Genomic DNA, 17,703 nt, shown 5'->3' with positions numbered 1-17,703 from the left:
CCCCGGTCGAAGGACCGGGGTTTTTTCGTTGGGCTGCCTGTTTCGGGCTGTCTCTAGGGGGCGCCTGTCGGAGCGCCGCCGCTGGTCGGAGCGCCGGGGTTGCCCGACTGGCGGGGACCGCTGAAGCGACCGACGTTGCCCAGGATCTGCTCGAGAACCGTGAGCTGCTTGCCCGAAGTCGGAGTCGTGCGCTGGACCATCGCGATGTCCTCCGCATCCTTCAGGTCGTAATTCTTGATGCCTTCGACGCGGCCGGAATCGTTGAAGGTCACCTGGATGACCTTCTGCTCGGTGATCTTCGGCTTGGTGAAGGCCCAGTACTCCTGGGTCTCGCTGATGTAGTACCAGATGTTCGGATTGAACGTGGCGACAGCCGATGGCGATCCGACGACGCGCACGACGTCTTCGCGGCTTTGCGTGCCGACTTCGAGCTTTTCGACGGAGCCCGGTGTCGGCGTGAAGCCGCGCTGGTCGACGACATTGCTGCAGCCGCCGAGGATGACGGCGGGTGCGAGGAGGGCGCTCGCCAGGGCAAGCGGGACGGTGCGACGCATGGACGGTTTCTTGGCTTCGCGAGAAAGAGGGGCCACAACATGTCGTGATGCGCGACGCCGGTCAACCGGCCGAGGCACAGGTAATGGGGGAGGAACGATCGTGTTTCGTCGCAGGAAGCCGGAGGAGGAGTTTGCTGCTTCCGTTTACAAGCGTACGGCCGAGCAGTCGCGGACGCCCGAGCTCTATGAGACCTGCGGCATTCCCGACAATCTCTACGGCCGCTTCGATTCGCTCTCCCTGCATGCGGCGCTGATGATCGACCGTCTGCGTCGCGAGCCCGATGGTGACGCCGTGGCGCAGGCCTTCTTCGACGCCATGTTCCGCCATCTCGACCTCACCCTGCGCGAAATCGGTGTGCAGGATCTGGGCGTCGGCCGACGCATCAAGATCATGGCTGAGGGGCTGCACGGGCGGGCGCTGGCCTACCGGGAGGCGCTGGCCGGCGGCCCGACGCCGCTCGACGAGGTCTTGCGCCGCAATGCCTATGGCGGTAACCCGCCAGACCAGGCGGAAACTGTCAGTGCCCTCGAGGCCTATGTCCGAGGTTACGCCACCCAGCTCTCGGCAACGTCCCGTTCTGATCTCATAAAGTGAATTAATAAAATGCCACAACGGACTGATAATAAATCAAAATCTGAAATAGAGCGCCTCGTCGATCTCGAGCGGATGGGCACGAATGACGCCGCCGTCGACATCGTCGCCACCGACGCCGAACGGGCGGCCCTGGCCAAACGGTTCGGCTTTCTCGGCCTGCCGGCCTTTTCCGCCCGCGTGACCGTCGACCGCCGTCCCGGCGGCCAGGTGATCGTGGAGGGGCGGCTGCGTGGCAAGATCGTCCAGGCTTGCGTGCTGAGCCTCGAACCGGTCACGCAGGAGCTGGATGACGCCTTCCGGCTGGTTTTCGCCGAGAGCACTTCCGACGAACGCGATCCCGAGAGCGGCGAGGCAGTCCTCAGCGCCCAGGCGGATGCGCCCGAGCCGCTCACCGGGAATATGCTCGATGTCGGCGAAATCGTAGCCGAACAGCTCTCGCTGACCGCCGATCCTTATCCCAGAAGGCCCGGAATCAAGCTTGAAGACGTGCTCCCCAAGCTGCGCACGGCAGGCCGCCGGGGCCCACCGGAACAGCGCCGTCACCCCTTCGCCGGACTGGCGGCCTTGAGGGACAAACCGCGTCGCGGCCGCTAAACTGTTGCAGCGGTAAAACGATTTGGCTAGAGAAGGCCGCCCGCCGCGCCTGTAGAGCGCGGCCGCAGCTTTTTTGGGGCAGGCGCAGTCGTCTTGAAACGCCGCCCCGTCGTGGAGATCGTTATGGCAGTTCCCAAGAAAAAGGTTTCGAAGTCCCGCCGCAACATGCGTCGCTCGCATCATGCGGTGCCGACCATGGCCTACATGGAGTGCAAGAATTGCGGCGAGCTGAAGCGCCCGCATATGGTTTGCACGCATTGCGGTTACTACCGCGAGGACATGCCGGTCCTGGCCGACAGCGCGTCGGCCGAGAAGTAGTCTTCAGCACGCCGCCGGCCATGTGCTGGCATTCGACAGGCGGAGCATAGCGGTGGGCACGGGTAAGATTGTCCTGGCGCTCGATGGCATGGGAGGCGATCACGCCCCCGATGTCATCGTGAACGGTGCCGACATTGCCCGCGAGCGTTATCCCGGTACGTCTTTCCTGCTGTTCGGCGATCCGGCACGGCTGAAGCCGCTGGTCGACAAGCGCAAGGGCTTGTCGCAAGCGCTTGAGATCGTGCCGGCCGAGGATGCCGTGCTGGCGGAGGACAAGCCGTCGTTCGCGCTGCGCCGCCGGCGCAAGTCGAGCATGTGGCTGGCCGTCGAGGCAGCCGCTCAAGGTCGCGCCGACACCGTGGTTTCCGCCGGCAATACCGGCGCGCTGCTCGCCATCTCGATGTTTGCCATGCGCACCGTGGCTGGTGCGCACCGTCCCGCGCTGGCTTCGTTTGTGCCGACGTCGCGCGGCGAGACGGTCATGCTCGATCTCGGCGCCAATCTCGAATGCGATGCCGACAATCTCGCCGAGTTCGCCGTGATGGGCAGTGTCTTTGCCCAGGTCCTGCTCGGTCTGGACCGGCCCAAGGTCGGCCTGCTGAATGTCGGGTCCGAAGAAGAGAAGGGGCACGAGGAGTTGCGGCAGGCAGCGCGGTGGCTGCGCCGCCCGGAGGCACCGGTCAACTTCCACGGCTTTGTCGAGGGCAACGATATCGGCCGCGGCACGGTGGATGTGGTCGTCACCGACGGGTTCACGGGAAATGTCGCGTTGAAGTCGATCGAGGGAACGGCGAAGCTCTATACGCAGTTCGTTCGCGATGCTTTCAGAACATCGACCTTCGCCAAGATCGGCTTTCTCTTTGCCGCTGGCGCCTTGGTGAAGATGCGCAAGCGCGTCGATCCGCGCCGCTACAATGGCGGTGTCTTTCTCGGGCTCGACGGCGTCTGCGTGAAGAGCCATGGCGGCACCGATGCGCTGGGCTTCGCCTACGCCGTCGGCGTGGCCGTCGACCTGGTTCGCTATGAATACAAGAACAAGCTTGCCGAGGGGCTGACCAAGCTACGCGAGGTCACCTCGGTCGCCGAGGCGTCGCCAGAGGCGCTGCAGGCAGGCGGAGGGGCCGAGTGATTCGTTCTGTTGTCCAGGGATGCGGCGCCTATCTGCCGGAGCGTATCGTCACCAACGACGAATTGGCCCGCAAGGTCGAGACCTCCGACGAATGGATTCAGCAGCGCACCGGCATCCGTCAGCGCCACATCGCGGCCGATGGTGAATTCACCTCGCATCTCGCGATCAAGGCCTCGCAGCGCGCACTCGACCATGCCGGCATCAAGGCGTCGGATCTCGACCTGATTGTGCTGGCGACGGCGACACCCGACGAGACGTTTCCTGCCACGGCAACGCGCGTGCAGGCTGAGCTCGGCATGACCCGTGGTGCAGCGTTCGACGTCCAGGCCGTCTGCGCAGGCTTCGTCTACGCCGTCTCGGTCGCCGACAGCCTGATCAAGAACGGCGTCGCCTCGACGGCACTGGTGATCGGTGCAGAGACTTTCTCACGCATCCTCGATTGGAACGATCGCGGGACCTGTGTTCTCTTCGGCGATGGCGCCGGCGCCATCGTGCTCAAGGCGGAGCAGGGCAAGGGCACCTCGGCCGACCGTGGCATCCTCGCGAATGCTCTGCATTCGGATGGTCGCCAACACGACATCCTCTATGTCGATGGTGGACCGTCTTCGACTCGCACGACCGGCTTCCTCCGTATGGAAGGCAAGGAAGTCTTCAAGCACGCCGTGGTGAACATGGCCGCCGTGGTGGGTGAGGTGCTGGAGAAGGCGGGTCTGGAGTCCAAGGACATCGACTGGCTTGTCCCGCACCAGGCCAACAAGCGCATCATCGATGGCACTGGCCGCAAGCTCGGCCTGCCGGCGGAGCGCGTCGTGGTGACGGTCGACAAGCATGCCAACACGTCCGCTGCCTCAATTCCTCTGGCGCTCGATACGGCTGTGAAGGACGGTCGTATCAAGAAGGGCGACCTGCTGCTGATGGAAGGTATCGGTGGCGGCCTCGCCTGGGGCGCCTCACTCGTCCGCTGGTAGGCCAATAGGCCGATTTTTCGGCCGAATGACGAAATCGTCCGTAACGGAACGTGAACAGACGGCGATTCAAGTCCAGCCTCTATCCTACTGATATTGACCGCTTTCCCACCTTAGAGTAAGGATTAAGTAGGGGGAAGGAAGGGTACCGGATGGAAGGCCGGACTATCACGCGAGCCGATCTCAGCGAGTCAGTGTTCCAGGAAGTGGGACTGTCTCGTAATGAGTCGAGCGACCTTGTGGAGACGATCCTCTCCGAGGTTGTGGAGGCTTTGGCACGTGGTGAATCGGTGAAGATCTCCTCGTTCGGGAGCTTCACGGTTCGCGACAAAGGCCAACGCGTGGGTCGCAATCCAAAGACTGGGCAGGAGGTTCCGATCCTGCCGCGGCGGGTACTCGTCTTTCGAGCGTCGAATGTCCTTAAATCTCTGATCAATGGGACACCCGGCGAGGAAAAAGGATAGCTGTGAGCTGTCGAGGGGATGAGAGATGGCTGTATCGGTTCAGGCCGCTGAAAGGCGGGTTGAGAAGTCGGCGCAGGCCTTTCGCACGATCAGCGAGGTCGCGACGGAGCTGGACGTCCCGCAGCACGTTCTGCGGTTCTGGGAAAGCAAGTTCAGCCAGGTCCGCCCGCTGAAGCGCGGTGGTGGTCGCCGCTATTACCGGCCGGAGGATATCGACCTCCTGCGCCGCATCCGTACGCTGCTGTACGAAGACGGTTACACCATCAAGGGCGTCCAGCGCCTGCTGAAGGAGGGCCGTGGCCGTCTGCCGGCACAGCGACTCGATCTCGCCGCTGAAAGTGCCCTGGAGAGCCTGCGCATCGTCTCGGCGCGCGCCGAAGCCATGGCGGCCGGAAGCAATCGCCAGCCGTTACCGCGGACGGGCCCGCAGCCGTCGACCACGACGCCGCGCGCGGCTGTTCTCGACCTGCACAAGCGGCGGGAGATCGAGTCCGTGCTCGAGGATCTGGAGCAGGCGCTGACGCAATTGCGCAGCACGCTCAAGGCGCACAACTAAGTCGCTCCTCCGCACCGCCTCAGGGTGGGCGCAAGGGGTGGCCAGTTTTGATCCTGACAGCCACAAGATCGAGTGGCGATTGTAAGAGAGTGTATCAAGCATCTGATTTTGCTTGGGTTTTTGCCGAACGGGCGTATTTTCCATCGCGAGGGGCTTTTTAACGGTATCGTCAGAGGGGGACGGAGCCGTGTTTGTAGATCGCGAACTGGCGCGCCATCAGGCGCAGTCATTGAATGCACTCGCATTCAATGACAATGGGTTGGAAGAAGATCTCCCAACTTTACACGAGCTACTTTACCTGCGTCGCGGCCTGTCTCAGGCCGGCGGCAAGCTGCCGTTGTTTGACCTCGATGGGCAATCCATCGATGTTGCCATCGTCAAGAAGTGCTTGAAGCGGGGCTGGGCACAACCCTGGTTCAACAACCCGCTGAAGCCCGACTGGCTGGTGTGCAGGCTTACCGAGGCGGGCCGGCAGGCCGCGACCGAGCTGTAACGCTCCAGGCGGCCACGCTGGCTGCCGCCAGCAACAGCCCGGCCAGCAGGAACGGGGCGCCCGGCCAGGGACTGCCGGGTAGCGCGATGAAGTGCGCGAAGGTCAGCGAGAATATTGCGGGGCCGACCAGCGAGGAGAGGCTGGCGAGCGAATTGTTCGCGCCCTGAAGCTGGCCTTGCTCGGAAGGGCCGACCAGCCGGCTCATCAGGCCGAGAGCCGCCGGACCCGACAGGCCCCAGAGCGCCATGATCGGCACGCCCGCCCAGAACAGCATTCCCGTCGGCGCCAGCCCGTAGATCGTCATGCCGATCGCCCCGAAGACGAGTCCCCCGATCAAGATGCGGCGCTCGCCGAGCCAGGCGACGGCGGGGCCCACCAGCGCCCCCTGCACGATGGCAGAGCAGATACCGACCAGCGCCAGGGTGAGGCCCACGGTCTCTTCCTTCCAGCCGTAACGAAAGCCGGCGTAGAGGACGAACACGGTCGGCAGCACCTGATGGGCGAGCCCACCCAGGAAGTTGACGGCCGAGAGGCCGAGCAACTGCGCGTGCGAGGCCAGCAGCCGCAACGAGCCCACCGGGTTCGCGCGCTTCCAGGCGAAGGCCATGCGCCTGTCCGGCGGCAGCGACTCCGGCAGCACGAACCAGCCGAAGGCCGCATTGAGCAGTGTCGCACCGGCGGCCACCCAGAAGGGCAGCCGCGGATCGATGCCGCCCAGCAGGCCGCCGAGCGCCGGTCCCAGCACGAAGCCCAGGCCGAAACCGACGCCGACCAGTCCGAAGGCCTTGGCGCGAGCCTCGGGCTTGGTGACATCGGCGATATAGGCGAAAGCCGTGCTGATGGTCGCGGCCGTGATGCCCGAGATCACCCGGCCGATGAACAGCAGGGTGAGCGAGGGCGCCAGCGCCATGAAGATGTAATCGAGACCGAGCCCCAGGCAGGAGATCAGGATGATCGGCCGGCGGCCGAAGCGGTCCGACATCGCCCCCAGCAACGGCGAGAACAGGAACTGCATCAGCCCCCAGACCGTGGCGAACACGCCGAAGATCTCCGCCGCGCCCGCCGTGTCGCCGTCCATGAAGCCGAGCACGATCGTCGGCAGCACGGGGATCATCAGACCCAGCGACAGCACGTCCAGCGTCACGGTGCAGAAGATGAAGGCGAGCGCCCGCCGGGTGTTCATTGCGGTGGTAGGTGCGACCCGCGCGCCGTCGGCGCAAGGGCGATCTTGCGGTGATATCCTCTCCGGGCATGACGCTCGTCTTTCGCCGACTGCTGCTTGCCTGCACCGTGCTGCTTCTGCTGCCTGTCGACCTGTCGCACGCCCAGGAGATCAAAGGGCCGATCCGCGGGCTCATCTCCATGGGTGCCTATCGCTTCGTCGGTTACGGCGGCGATCCGGTCAACACGCTCGAACCGCTCAACGCCAAGCCCGGCATCTTCGGGGGACTCGTCGTGATCGCGAGCTGGAAGCAGCTCCAGCCCACGCCCGGCGCCGAGATCGGCCCCGACAACGTCATCGACCGAGCGCTCGCGGAGGTTCGCGCCTACAACGAACGGAATCCGCAGAAGCCTCTCGGCGTGAAGCTCAGGGTGAGGGGCGGCTTCGAGGCGCCGGACTGGGCCAAGCAGCTCGGCGGTCCGCCGATCGCGACGATCTTCAACGAAAAGCCACGCACCGTCGGTCGCTTCTGGAGTCCGGCCTATCGGCAGGCGTGGGCCCGGCTCCAGCAGCAGTTGGCCGCGCGCTTCGACTGGCGGCCGCTGATCAACGAAGTGGCGATCACGAGCTGCATGTCCTACACGGCCGAACCGTTCGTCGTGCCGATCCAGGAAGGCGTCCTGAGGTCGCTCCACGCGGCGGGCTTCTCCGAGCAGGCCTACAGGGAATGCCTCGCCAACGCGGTCGCCGACTATGCGCCGTGGCAGCATTCGCGGCTGGTGCTCTCGGTCAATCCGTTGCGCACCGGGCCGGGGCAGGGCAATGGCGACCAGGCCTTCACGGAAGGTCTCATGCGCGGCTGCCGCCAGACGCTCGGCCGCCGCTGCGTGTTCGACAACCACGACCTCGACACCGAACTTCCCGGGCCGCTCCATCGCATCTACGCCACGATGAAGCAGCTCGGTCCGGAGATCGAATTCCAGACCTGGCGGACGACGCCCAAGGACTTCGACGGCACGATCAGGCTGGGCGTTTCATACGGCGCGAGCGCGATCGAGCTCTATCAGGACTATGGCGGGTTTCCGTTGGTGGCGGACGCCAGGCTCCGGCAATGGGCGGGGATGCTGGAAAGGAACGGCAGGTAAAGAGGGGCGGCGTGACAGGATTTGAACTTAGCCAGCACCAGATAGACCACGACCACTGCGGCGATATGCAACTGGTCGCGTGACTGTCCGCATGGTGCAAGCATCAATGTTTCATAGTTCGTATCTGTTCATCTGCGCCTGTGCGCTTGCCGCCATGTTCGGCGGCGGGCTGGTTGGCCTCTTCACCGCGCGGGCCCTTCCTGCCCATCACCGGAGCAAGGAGTCGGCTGCAGTGGTCAAAATGTTGGCCGCCGTCGTCGCTTCGCTGACCTCCCTTGTCCTTGCTCTCATGTTGTCTTCGGCGAGCAGCGCCTATTCCGTCAATGCGGGGATCGTGACGAAGCTCAGTTCCGACATCATCCAGCTCGATCACATGCTGCGGGCATACGGGCCGGAGGCGAACGAGGCCCGGACCAACTTGAGGGCCTATGCGGGCCGGAAGAACGAGGAGCTGTTTCCCGTGGCGACAGCGCCATCAATGGCTCCGCGAGAGACCGCGGACCTGCTGGACACGCTTCTTGATTCCATCCTGTCCCTGTCACCTGCTGACCGACGACACACGGCGCTGGCCTCACAAGCCCTGACCATCACCAACAACATCTACGCCGAACGATGGCTGCTGTGGGAGAATCCCGGGACGACGGTACCCGTCCAGTTTCTCATCGTGATGATCTTCTGGCTCTGCTTGATCTTCGTTAGCTTCGGCCTGTTCGCACCTGCCAATCTCACGGTGATCGCGAGCTTCTTCCTCTCCTCGCTCGCCGTCACAGGGGCCATATTCCTGATCCTGGAACTTGGAGAGCCCATGCACCACAACTGGCTCCAAGTTTCCGGTGATCCCCTGCGCCGCGCACTACTCGAGATCGGTCGTTCCTAGAGTATCGAGGGAACGCTTGACCGTCTCTGCGTTGCCGGACGCTTTTCTGTCCAAGTGACACTCGCCCTCCAGCTTAGAGACTTCGACTGATGGCTTTTTTTGTCAGGTTGATGCAGCGCAAATCGACCATCGCTTTCCTGATGACGCTGCCGCTGATCATCCTGATCCTCGTGCTTGTGGCCTATCCCGCGGGTTTTGCCGTCTATATTTCGATGCTCAACAGGGGGATGACGAAGTTCGTCGGGCTGGGCAATTTCGAGTTCCTGCTGGGACGCCACACCTTCTGGATGGTCGTCTACCAGTCGTGTCTGTTCACCTTTTCCGCCGTCTTCTTCAAGGTGATCATCGGCTTCGTGATCGCCCATTTCGTTCACAACATCCCGACCAAGGGACAGCGCAAATGGCGCGGCATGCTGCTCGTGCCCTGGGTTATTCCGCCCGCCATGAGCACGCTCGCCTGGCGGTGGCTATTCGACCCGTCCTACAGCGCCTTCAACTGGATTCTCGAGCACCTCGGCCTGGACCGCATCTATTGGCTCGGAGAGACCGGCTGGGCGCGCTTCTCCGTCATCCTGGTGAACGTGTGGTTCGGCGCGCCGTTCTTCATGATTATGTATCTGGCGTCATTGAAGTCAGTGCCCGAGCAACTCTACGAGGCGGCGTCGATCGACGGTGCGACGTGGTGGCAGCGCACCCGGTACGTGACCCTGCCGATGATGCGCAACATCATCGCCATCACGGTGCTGTCCTCCGTGATCGGCACCTTCGCCAGCTTCAATATCGTGGCCGTGCTGACCAACGGCGGCCCGCTCGGCACGACCCAGGTGTTCGCGACCTACGCGTTCGGCGTCGGCATTCTTGGCGGCAACCTGCCGTTGGGCGCCAGCGTGTCATTGTTCATGGTGCCGATCCTGGCGGTGGCCGCGATCTTCATCCTGCGGGGCGTCATGAAGCGGGGGAGTGAAGCCTGAAGGTCGATGCCGCGGGAGCCGAGTGGCGGGGCGGGCGCAATCCGCTTCGGTTGGGCAGGGCGGGTCCCGTTCTTCCACTTTTCCCCGGTCTCCACCGAACTATTCACGGGAGTCTTGCCAGCTCGTGCAACCATCATCGTGATCGAGCGTTGAGGAGTATCGGGCAGCTACTCCACCCGTTTGCTGCTTCGAACTTCTCCCCCGAGAAGGTGAAAGGGCTCGCCCCCCGCGGGCCCTTTCTTTTTGCCCGACCTGTTCGACCCCCGATCTATAATTCGAAGGGGCCGCACATCGGCGTAGCCGTCAAATACACGGCCGTCTAATCTTCGCCGAATGACCGACATTCAAGACGATATCGCCGCGATCCAGCGAATCGACGCCATCCCGACGATCCTGAATGTCGTTTGCAAGACCACAGGAATGGGATTTGCGGCCGTGGCGCGGGTCACTGAAGACCGCTGGGTGGCGTGCGAAGTCCTCGACAACGTCCATTTCGGTCTGCCGGCCGGCGGCGAGCTCAAAGTCGAAACCACGCTGTGCCACGAGGTCCGGGGAAGTGGCCAGGAAATCGTCATCGACAACGTTGCGGAAGATCCGATCTACGCCGCGCATCACACGCCTCGTCTTTACAACTTGCAGAGCTACATCTCCGTTCCCATCGTCCTGCCGGACGGTTCCTTTTTCGGGACGCTCTGCGCCATCGATTCCAAGCCGGCGAAGCTCAAGAACGAGACGACGATGGGCATGTTTCGGCTCTTCGCTGAGCTGATCGCCTACCACCTCGACGCCGACAAGAAGCTGACCGAGAGCCGTGCACAGGTCCTCGATCAGCAGGCGGCGGCAAAGTTGCGCGAGCAGTTCATTGCCGTCCTGGGGCACGACTTGCGCAACCCATTGGCCGCCATCCAGGGCGGCGCGCACCTCATCGCGAAGGAACACCAGGATCCAAAGACCGCTTTCGTCCTTCGATTGATGCAGCAAAGCGTCTCCCGGATGTCGAGTTTGATCGACAACATTCTGGATTTTGCCAAGGGGAGACTCGGCGGCGGGTTGAGTGTCACGCGCCAGAGTGGCCAGCGTCTCGAACCAACCCTGGAGCAGGTAATCAATGAGATAAGAGCGAGCCATCCGGAGCGGCTCATCCATGGCAGCATCGACATTGCCGGCGATGTCGACGTCGATCACGCCCGGCTGGCCCAGCTGCTATCGAACCTGCTGGGAAACGCCATCACCCATGGTTCGGATGAAGCGCCGATCGAGGTGAGTGCGGCAATCGTCGATGGGCACTTCGAGCTTGCCGTGACCAATGGTGGCGATCCCATTCCGCCGGAAGCCATGGATCGCTTGTTTCAGCCTTTCTACCGCGCAGATACGCGCCCCGGCCAACAAGGCCTCGGGCTTGGCCTTTACATTGCGTCCGAGATTGCGAAGGCGCATGGCGGACGACTGGACGTGAGGTCCGAGGACCGCAAAACCCGGTTCACTTTCCGAATGCCGGTCGAGCCGAAGGTGGCGGCGAGGAGGGGGCTGCGGGTCAGTAACCCCCGCGATCCGGAAGAGGTGGCGAGGGCGCTCGGCAGGGAGAAGACGACGAAGCGTTAGTGACGCGTCTTGCGATCGGCATACCGTGCCAGACGGCAGGGCCACGAAAACCCAATAAATGCGGGGTTAAGATGGTCGGGGCGACAGGATTTGAACCTGCGACCCCCAGTCCCCCAGACTGATGCGCTACCAGGCTGCGCTACGCCCCGACCGGATGCCTGGGCCTGTCGGCCCGCGGCACGGGGGCTTTAGCGCGAATGGCAGCGTTGCCGCAAGCCGGCTTGCGTCGATCTCTTGGCCGACAGATACAGGGACCATGATCGATTCCGCCAGTCGCGTCCTGCTGTTCTCCTCCATCGGCCACGCCCTGATGCACATGATGACGGCTTTCTACGCCGTGATCGTGCTGACTCTCGCCGTTTCCTGGAACCTGCCGGCGGAGGATCTGCTGCGTCTCTACGCCCCGGCCACCATCCTGCTGGGGGTGATGTCGCTGCCGGCCGGCTGGGCCTCCGACCGCTTCGGCGCCCCGGCCATGATGGTCGTGATGTTCCTGGGCCTCGGCCTGTCCTCGATCGCCTGCGGCTTCGTGCCGACCGGCGACACGTTCTTGCTCTCCCTGGCGCTCTGCGGCATCGGCGCCTTCGGGGCGATCTACCATTCCGTCGGCATCGGCTGGGTCATCCGCACGGCCAAGGAACAGGGGCACGCCATGGGCGTGAACGGCCTCTGGGGCAGTGCGGGCCTTGCGCTCTATGGCATCGTGCCGGGCGTGCTGATCACGCTCGCCTCGTGGCGGGCGGCCTTCATCGTGCCGGGTCTCGTCTGTATCGCTGTGGGCGCCGTGCTCTTCGTGCAGATGCGGCAAGGCAAGGTCGGTGATCGTCCGATGCCGGCGACTCCCGGCGTGCAGGTCGGCCGCCGCGAGTTCTGGCGCGTCTTCTCCGTGCTGTCCGTCACCATGGCCCTGGAAGGCGTGATCTGGCAGGCCGTGATGTTCGGCGCTGCGCTGGTCTTCGAGGTGAAGCTGGCAACCGAGATCAGCGCATTGCGCGACGGACTGGCTTCGTGGGGCGTTGCGACCAAGGTCGTGCTGTGGGTCGGGCTTGCAACCTCGATGATCTACGTCGTCTCGGGCTTTGCGCAGTACGCCATGGGCCGGCGCATCGTCGATCGCTATCCGCTGAAGGCGACCTACATCGTCGCCTCGGCGCTACAGATCGGCGCCATGCTCGCCCTCGCAATGGGCAACGGCTACGTGGCACTGCTGGGCGCCATCGGTTCGGCGGTGCTGAGTGCAGCGGCTGGCCCGATCGAGAACATCCTGATCGCCCGCTACACGCCCAGCCGCTATCACGGGCTGGGTTTCGGCGCGAAGTTCGTCGTGGCGTTTGGAGCGGGGCCGCTGGCGATCCTGTTGATCGCCTGGATACGCGAGACGACCGGCAGTCTCGAACTGCTGTTCCTGGGCCTTGCCGTCACGTCGGTGGTGATCACGTTGGTGGCGTTTCTGTTGCCGGGCAACGATCGCGGCCAGGAAGCCATCGCGGAAGCAAGACGGCCGACGCCGCAAGCGGCGCCGGCCGAGTAGTAGGTCCGCGTCTCTTCGCTTACTTGGTGCCGCGGGCGGCCTTGTAGCCCGGTCGTGCCAGGCAGCGATCGAGCCAGGCGCCGGCATTGGGGAAGGGCGCGAAGTCGAACTTGATCGGCTTGGCCCAGCTGCAGATCGAAGCGAGGTTCAGGTCGGCGACCGTGAAGGTCGAGCCCAGCAGGTAATCGCGGCCCTGCAGAGCGCCGTTCAGCACGGCGAAGGGCTTGGGTAGCGCCTTCTGCGCTTCCGCGACCGCCTCCGGCTTGCGCTTGTCTGGCGCCGTCATGAACATGTCGATCAGGACCGTGAGCAGGTGGCGCTCGACTTCCGTCATGCCCCAGAAGCTCCACTGCCAAACCAGTGCCTGGTCCTCGAGGCTCGACGGCATGAAGCCATCCTTGCCGTGCTTGGCCGCCAGGTAGAGGTTGATCGCCATCGACTCGAAGAGCTTGAAATCGCCGTCGGCCAGCGCCGGCACCTTGCCGTTGGGATTGATCTTCAGAAAGTCGGCACCCTTGAGATCCTTCATCTCCAACGCGACATGCTCGAACGGAATGCCGAGCTCATGCACGATCCACAAAGGGCGGGCGGCGCGCGAAGCAGTTGGCCCGTAGATCTTGACGGTCACTTAGTAATCTCCCCGATCCCAAAAACGGTGCCGACGATAGATCAGCCCGACAGGCCGGTCTAACGTTCTATTCCGCCAGTCCATATTCGTGGCCGACATAGCCGTGCGGATGGCCGAAGCGCTCGTTCATGATTGTCGCGAGGTCCTTCTCGGGGGCCGCGATCCAGCCGCCGGCGCGTACCGCATAGCGGCGCGATGCGGCAGCGGAACGCGGCAGCTCGCCCTGCTGCAAAGCGCGGGCTGCGCCCATCACCAGCTTGCGGAATTCGACGATGCCGACATCGGTCGGGCCGAGATGTTCCTTGGTGCGGTCCTGGATCGCGCCCTGGCTGTCCTGGATCGCGGCATCCTGGTCCGACACGCCGCTGATGCCGGTGAAGCTCAACGTCTTCTGAAGTTCGCGGTCGATCAGGTAGTCGTTGCCCATGTTGCGCTTGGGCACGTAGTGCTCGTCGATCTCGGCATGGAGGCTCAGTCCGCCCGCATACTTGGTGCGCTCGGCGTTGGTGAGTGGCCGATCCGGGACCCAGCTATAGGTGTAGACCCAGCATGTGACGTCATCGATGGGGACCCAGCTTTGCCCATGGTAGACTTCGCCAGGGAAGGCGACGGGCACCAGCGCATGATTGGGCGCGAGGTACTGGGCGATGCGCCAGTAGAGGTCGGTGGTGTCGGTCTTGCGGCCGGCAGCGATCACCAAGCCGGCGTCGTGGCCCTGGACCCTGAACTTCGGCCGTGGATCGTCGGTCACCCAGCGGCTGCGATCGGCGAGGCCTGATTCCTGGCCGATCGCCGAGGTCTTGCGCAGGATGTCGAGCTTGACCGCCTCGTCCTTGGTCGGGATGGCATGCAGGAACGAGAAATGCGCAGTGTCGATGGCGCCCTCGAGGCTCTGCACCCAATTACAATCCTGCCGTTTCTTCGAGACGTAGCGATGGGCGGCGGGAACGAGGCCCAGCTCGAGCTGCGGCAGCTCCGGCATCAGTTCGCGCGGCCCCATATAGACCCAGATCAGGTCAGCCCATTCGCGCGTCGGATAGGCGAGTAGCTTGATCGTGTCCTTGTAGCTGGACTCGGGTGGCGAGGTCGGCAGGTCGATGCAGTTGCCGTCGAGGTCGAACTTCCAGCCATGGAAAGCGCAGCGAATGCCACACTCCTCGTTGCGCCCGAAGAAGAGATTGGCGCCGCGATGCGGGCAGTGCGGTTCGACGATGCCGACACGGCCGTCGGTCGCGCGAAAGGCGATCAGCTCTTCGCCCAGGACCTTGATCTTCTTCGGCGGCCCGTCGCGCTCCGGAAGCTCCTCCGAAAGGAGCGCCGGCATCCAGAAGCGGCGCAGCAGGTCGCCCATCGGCGTGCCCGGGCCGCTTTGCGTGAGAAACGCGTTGTCGGCCGGGCTGAGCATCAGTCACCTAATCCGTAGTGGTTGCCGATATAGCCGTGGCTGTGACCGAACCGTTCGGTCATCACCGTGGCGAGGTCCTTGTCCGGTGCGGCGACCCAGCCGCCCGAACGCACAGCGTAGCGGCTGGCGTGCTGTACGGAAGAGGGTTGTTCGCCCTCCGCCAGCCGGCGGGCCGCTCCCATCACGAGTTTGCGAAACTCGACGACGCCGATGTCGGTCGGACCGAGATGCTCGCGAGTGCGGTCCTGGATCGGCCCCTGGCTGTCCTGGATGGCTGCGTCCTGCTCGGACACGCCGGTGATGCCGCTGAAGTTCTCGGTTTTCTGCATCTTGCGATCGATCAGATAATCGTTGTGCATGTTGCGCAACGGCATGTAGTTCGCGTCGACCTCCGAGTGGACGTTGAAGCCGCCGCGGAACTTGGCGCGCTCGGAATTGCTGAAAGGCCGCTCGGGCTGCCAGCAGTAGGTGTAGATCCAGCAGTTCACGTCGTCGACCGGGACCCATGACTGGCCCCAGTAGATCTCGCCGGGGAAAGCGGCCGGCGTATAGGCGTGATTGGGCATCAGGAACTGCGCGATGCGCCAGTAGAGGTCGCGGCTGTCGGTCTTGCGCGCGCCGCCGATCACGAGGCCGGTGTCATGGCCGAGCACGGTGAACTTCGGACGGGGATCGTTCTGCACCCAGCGGATGCGGTCGTCGGGCTTGGACTGGTCGCCGATCGCGGCATTGCTCATCGCCCTGCGCGCGGCCTCGGCGTCGGTCTCCAGCACCTTGTGCAGGAAGGAGAAGTGCGACGTGTCGATCGCACCTTCGAGGCTCTGGACCCAGTTGCAGTCCTGCCACTTCTTGGTGACGAAGCGGGAAGAGGCGGGCACCAGCCCCAGTTCGAGCTGGGGCAGTTCCGGCATCAGCTCGCGCGGGCCCATATAGACCCAGATCATGTCGGCCCATTCGCGCGTCGGGTAGGCCAGCAGCTTGATCGTGTCCTTGTAGGCCGACTCCGGCGGCGACGTCGGCAGATCGACGCAGTTTCCGTCGATATCGAACTTCCAGCCGTGGAAGGAGCATCGCAGGCCGCACTCTTCGTTGCGGCCGTAGTAGAGATTGGCGCCGCGATGCGGGCAGTGCGGCTCGACGATGCCGACCCGCCCGTCGGTCTGGCGGAAGGCCAGCAGATCCTCGCCCATGATGCGGATCTTCTTGGGTGGACCATCTCGCTCCGGCAGCTCCTCCGAGAGGAGCGCCGGCATCCAGAACCGGCGCAGCAGCTCGCCCATCGGCGTGCCTTTGCTGGCGGAGGTGAGGAACTCGTTGTCGGCCTTGCTCAGCATGGCGGTCCGCTGGCGTTAAGCCGTTGCCTTGGCGAGGGCCTGGTCGAGATCGGCGATGATATCGCCTACCGTCTCGATGCCGATCGACAGCCGCAGCACGTCGGGACCGGCGCCGGCCGCGACCCGCTGCTCGTCGGAGAGCTGGCGATGCGTCGTCGAGGCGGGATGGATGATCAGGCTCTTGGCGTCGCCGATGTTGGCGAGGTGCGAGAAGAGCTCGACACTGTCGACGACCTTCACGCCGACGTCGTAGCCGCCCTTGACGCCGAAGGTGAAGACCGAGCCTGCGCCCTTCGGCAGGTACTTCTTCGCCAGCGCATTGTACTTGTTGGACGGCAGGCCGGCATAGTTCACCCAGGCGACCGCCGGATGCTTTTCCAGATGCTGCGCGACGGTGAGCGCGTTGGCGCAATGGCGCTCCATGCGAAGCCCCAGCGTCTCGATGCCGAGCATGGTGAGCCAAGCGTTGAACGGCGCCTGCGAGGGGCCGAGATCGCGCAGGCCGACGGCGTGGCTGTGGAAGGTGTAGGCCATGTCGCCGAAGGTCTCGAAGAAGTTCAGCCCATGATAGGCGGGCTCGGGGCCGGCGAGGCTCGGGAACTTGCCGCCGCGCGACCAGTTGAACTTGCCGGAATCGACGACTGCACCGCCCATCGACGTTCCCGTGCCGCTCAGGAACTTGGTGGTGGAGTGCACGACCAGGGTCGCACCGTAATCGATCGGCTGGCAGAGCCAGGGTGTCGCCAGCGTGTTGTCGACCAGCAGCGGCACGCCGGCATCTTCGGCGATACGGGCGATCGCCTCGATGTCGCTGATGACGCCGCCCGGATTTGCGAGGCTCTCGATGAAGAAGGCCTTGGTGTTGTCCGTCAGCGCGCGCTTGAAATTGTCCGGCTGGTCGGCGTCGACGATGTTCGCCTTCCAGCCGAACTTTGGATAGGTGTTCTTCATCTGCTGCAGTGAGCCGCCATAGAGGCGGGACGCGGCGACGATCTCTGCGCCGGGTGACATCAGCGGGAAGAGGGCGAGCACCTGGGCCGCATGACCGGACGAGGCGACGGTGCAGCCGCGGCCACCTTCGAGCGTGGCAATGCGCGCCTCGAGCGCGGCATTCGTCGGATTGGTCAGGCGCGAGTAGATGAAGCCGACGGTCTGCAGGTTGAAGAGTGCGGCGGCGTGGTCGGCGTCTTCGAAGACATAGGCCGTGGTCTGGTAGATCGGTTGCGCGCGCGCGCCGGTGGCGGGATCGGGGGCGGCTCCTGCATGTACCGACAGGGTCTCGAAACCGTATTGCTTGTCGCTCACTGAACTCTCCACGACCGAGGCTTGGAAAGGCAGACGATGTCCGCCTGGATTTGAAGCCCCAAAGTGGCCGCGCCG

Annotated in this window: 19 protein-coding genes and 1 tRNA gene; 13 read left to right on the top strand and 7 right to left on the bottom strand. The window is 64.0% G+C overall.

Annotated features, from left to right (window positions below; all coding sequences use genetic code 11):
* Window positions 1–53: 53 nt before the first annotated feature.
* The gene (locus tag EPO50_RS06300) at window positions 54–554 is read right to left on the bottom strand and encodes an outer membrane protein assembly factor BamE (protein ID WP_296342063.1); all 501 of its coding nucleotides are present in this window, start codon (window positions 552–554) and stop codon (window positions 54–56) included.
* A gap of 100 nt (window positions 555–654) precedes the next feature.
* Between EPO50_RS06300 and EPO50_RS06295 the strand changes: the two genes are divergently transcribed.
* From EPO50_RS06295 to EPO50_RS06260, 8 genes are all read left to right on the top strand, one after another.
* Window positions 655–1,149, top strand: a complete 495-nt coding sequence (locus EPO50_RS06295) for a ubiquinol-cytochrome C chaperone family protein (RefSeq protein ID WP_296342062.1) — start codon at window positions 655–657, stop codon at window positions 1,147–1,149.
* A gap of 72 nt (window positions 1,150–1,221) precedes the next feature.
* Window positions 1,222–1,743, top strand: coding sequence for a DUF177 domain-containing protein (locus EPO50_RS06290; protein WP_296342060.1), 522 nt, complete (start codon window positions 1,222–1,224; stop codon window positions 1,741–1,743).
* 123 nt (window positions 1,744–1,866) lie between these two features.
* On the top strand, window positions 1,867–2,061 hold the full coding sequence (rpmF, locus tag EPO50_RS06285) for a 50S ribosomal protein L32 (protein ID WP_020695704.1): 195 nt from the start codon (window positions 1,867–1,869) through the stop codon (window positions 2,059–2,061).
* 52 nt (window positions 2,062–2,113) lie between these two features.
* On the top strand, window positions 2,114–3,190 hold the full coding sequence (gene plsX / locus EPO50_RS06280) for a phosphate acyltransferase PlsX (RefSeq protein WP_296342058.1): 1,077 nt from the start codon (window positions 2,114–2,116) through the stop codon (window positions 3,188–3,190).
* Window positions 3,187–4,158, top strand: a complete 972-nt coding sequence (locus EPO50_RS06275; protein ID WP_296342056.1) for a beta-ketoacyl-ACP synthase III — start codon at window positions 3,187–3,189, stop codon at window positions 4,156–4,158. The genes plsX and EPO50_RS06275 overlap by 4 nt, the downstream gene beginning before the upstream one ends.
* A gap of 149 nt (window positions 4,159–4,307) precedes the next feature.
* Window positions 4,308–4,619, top strand: coding sequence for an integration host factor subunit alpha (locus tag EPO50_RS06270; RefSeq protein WP_020695707.1), 312 nt, complete (start codon window positions 4,308–4,310; stop codon window positions 4,617–4,619).
* A 25-nt stretch (window positions 4,620–4,644) separates the two neighbouring features.
* The gene (locus tag EPO50_RS06265) at window positions 4,645–5,175 is read left to right on the top strand and encodes a MerR family transcriptional regulator (protein WP_296342052.1); all 531 of its coding nucleotides are present in this window, start codon (window positions 4,645–4,647) and stop codon (window positions 5,173–5,175) included.
* A 187-nt stretch (window positions 5,176–5,362) separates the two neighbouring features.
* Window positions 5,363–5,668: a hypothetical protein gene (locus EPO50_RS06260; protein ID WP_296342051.1), complete on the top strand. Its 306-nt coding sequence runs from the start codon at window positions 5,363–5,365 to the stop codon at window positions 5,666–5,668.
* Here the strand turns inward: EPO50_RS06260 and EPO50_RS06255 are convergent.
* Window positions 5,631–6,851, bottom strand: a complete 1,221-nt coding sequence (locus tag EPO50_RS06255) for a TCR/Tet family MFS transporter (protein ID WP_296342049.1) — start codon at window positions 6,849–6,851, stop codon at window positions 5,631–5,633. The genes EPO50_RS06260 and EPO50_RS06255 overlap by 38 nt on opposite strands.
* Window positions 6,852–6,919: 68 nt before the next feature.
* Between EPO50_RS06255 and EPO50_RS06250 the strand changes: the two genes are divergently transcribed.
* The 4 genes from EPO50_RS06250 to EPO50_RS06235 all read left to right on the top strand — a co-directional run bounded on the left by EPO50_RS06250 (window position 6,920) and on the right by EPO50_RS06235 (window position 11,425).
* On the top strand, window positions 6,920–7,975 hold the full coding sequence (locus EPO50_RS06250) for a hypothetical protein (RefSeq protein WP_296342048.1): 1,056 nt from the start codon (window positions 6,920–6,922) through the stop codon (window positions 7,973–7,975).
* 79 nt (window positions 7,976–8,054) lie between these two features.
* A complete protein-coding gene (locus tag EPO50_RS06245; protein WP_296342046.1) occupies window positions 8,055–8,852 on the top strand; it encodes a hypothetical protein in 798 nt (265 codons plus the stop codon).
* An 89-nt stretch (window positions 8,853–8,941) separates the two neighbouring features.
* The gene (locus EPO50_RS06240; protein WP_296342044.1) at window positions 8,942–9,823 is read left to right on the top strand and encodes a carbohydrate ABC transporter permease; all 882 of its coding nucleotides are present in this window, start codon (window positions 8,942–8,944) and stop codon (window positions 9,821–9,823) included.
* A 333-nt stretch (window positions 9,824–10,156) separates the two neighbouring features.
* Window positions 10,157–11,425 carry a GAF domain-containing sensor histidine kinase gene (locus EPO50_RS06235; protein WP_296342042.1) on the top strand — a complete coding sequence of 423 codons (1,269 nt, stop codon included), beginning with the start codon at window positions 10,157–10,159 and terminating at the stop codon, window positions 11,423–11,425.
* A 72-nt stretch (window positions 11,426–11,497) separates the two neighbouring features.
* On the opposite strand, the gene EPO50_RS06230 is transcribed toward EPO50_RS06235, so the two are convergent.
* A tRNA-Pro gene (locus EPO50_RS06230) sits at window positions 11,498–11,574 on the bottom strand.
* Between the two features lie 107 nt (window positions 11,575–11,681).
* Between EPO50_RS06230 and EPO50_RS06225 the strand changes: the two genes are divergently transcribed.
* Entirely contained in the window at window positions 11,682–12,956 is a 1,275-nt protein-coding gene (locus EPO50_RS06225; protein ID WP_296342040.1) for a nitrate/nitrite transporter, read from the top strand.
* A gap of 19 nt (window positions 12,957–12,975) precedes the next feature.
* On the opposite strand, the gene EPO50_RS06220 is transcribed toward EPO50_RS06225, so the two are convergent.
* The 4 genes from EPO50_RS06220 to EPO50_RS06205 form a co-directional block, all read right to left on the bottom strand.
* A complete protein-coding gene (locus EPO50_RS06220; protein ID WP_296342039.1) occupies window positions 12,976–13,584 on the bottom strand; it encodes a glutathione S-transferase family protein in 609 nt (202 codons plus the stop codon).
* Between the two features lie 67 nt (window positions 13,585–13,651).
* Window positions 13,652–14,989, bottom strand: coding sequence for a Rieske 2Fe-2S domain-containing protein (locus EPO50_RS06215; RefSeq protein ID WP_296342037.1), 1,338 nt, complete (start codon window positions 14,987–14,989; stop codon window positions 13,652–13,654).
* Window positions 14,989–16,323 (bottom strand): Rieske 2Fe-2S domain-containing protein, encoded by a 1,335-nt coding sequence (locus EPO50_RS06210; protein WP_296342035.1) that lies wholly within the window; start codon window positions 16,321–16,323, stop codon window positions 14,989–14,991. Before EPO50_RS06210 ends, EPO50_RS06215 begins: the two co-directional genes overlap by 1 nt.
* A gap of 15 nt (window positions 16,324–16,338) precedes the next feature.
* On the bottom strand, window positions 16,339–17,628 hold the full coding sequence (locus EPO50_RS06205) for an O-acetylhomoserine aminocarboxypropyltransferase (RefSeq protein WP_296342033.1): 1,290 nt from the start codon (window positions 17,626–17,628) through the stop codon (window positions 16,339–16,341).
* Between the last annotated feature and the right edge of the window lie 75 nt (window positions 17,629–17,703).

Source organism: Reyranella sp. (assembly GCF_004297405.1).
Classification (GTDB): domain Bacteria; phylum Pseudomonadota; class Alphaproteobacteria; order Reyranellales; family Reyranellaceae; genus Reyranella.
This window is presented reverse-complemented; position numbering and strand designations above follow the sequence as displayed.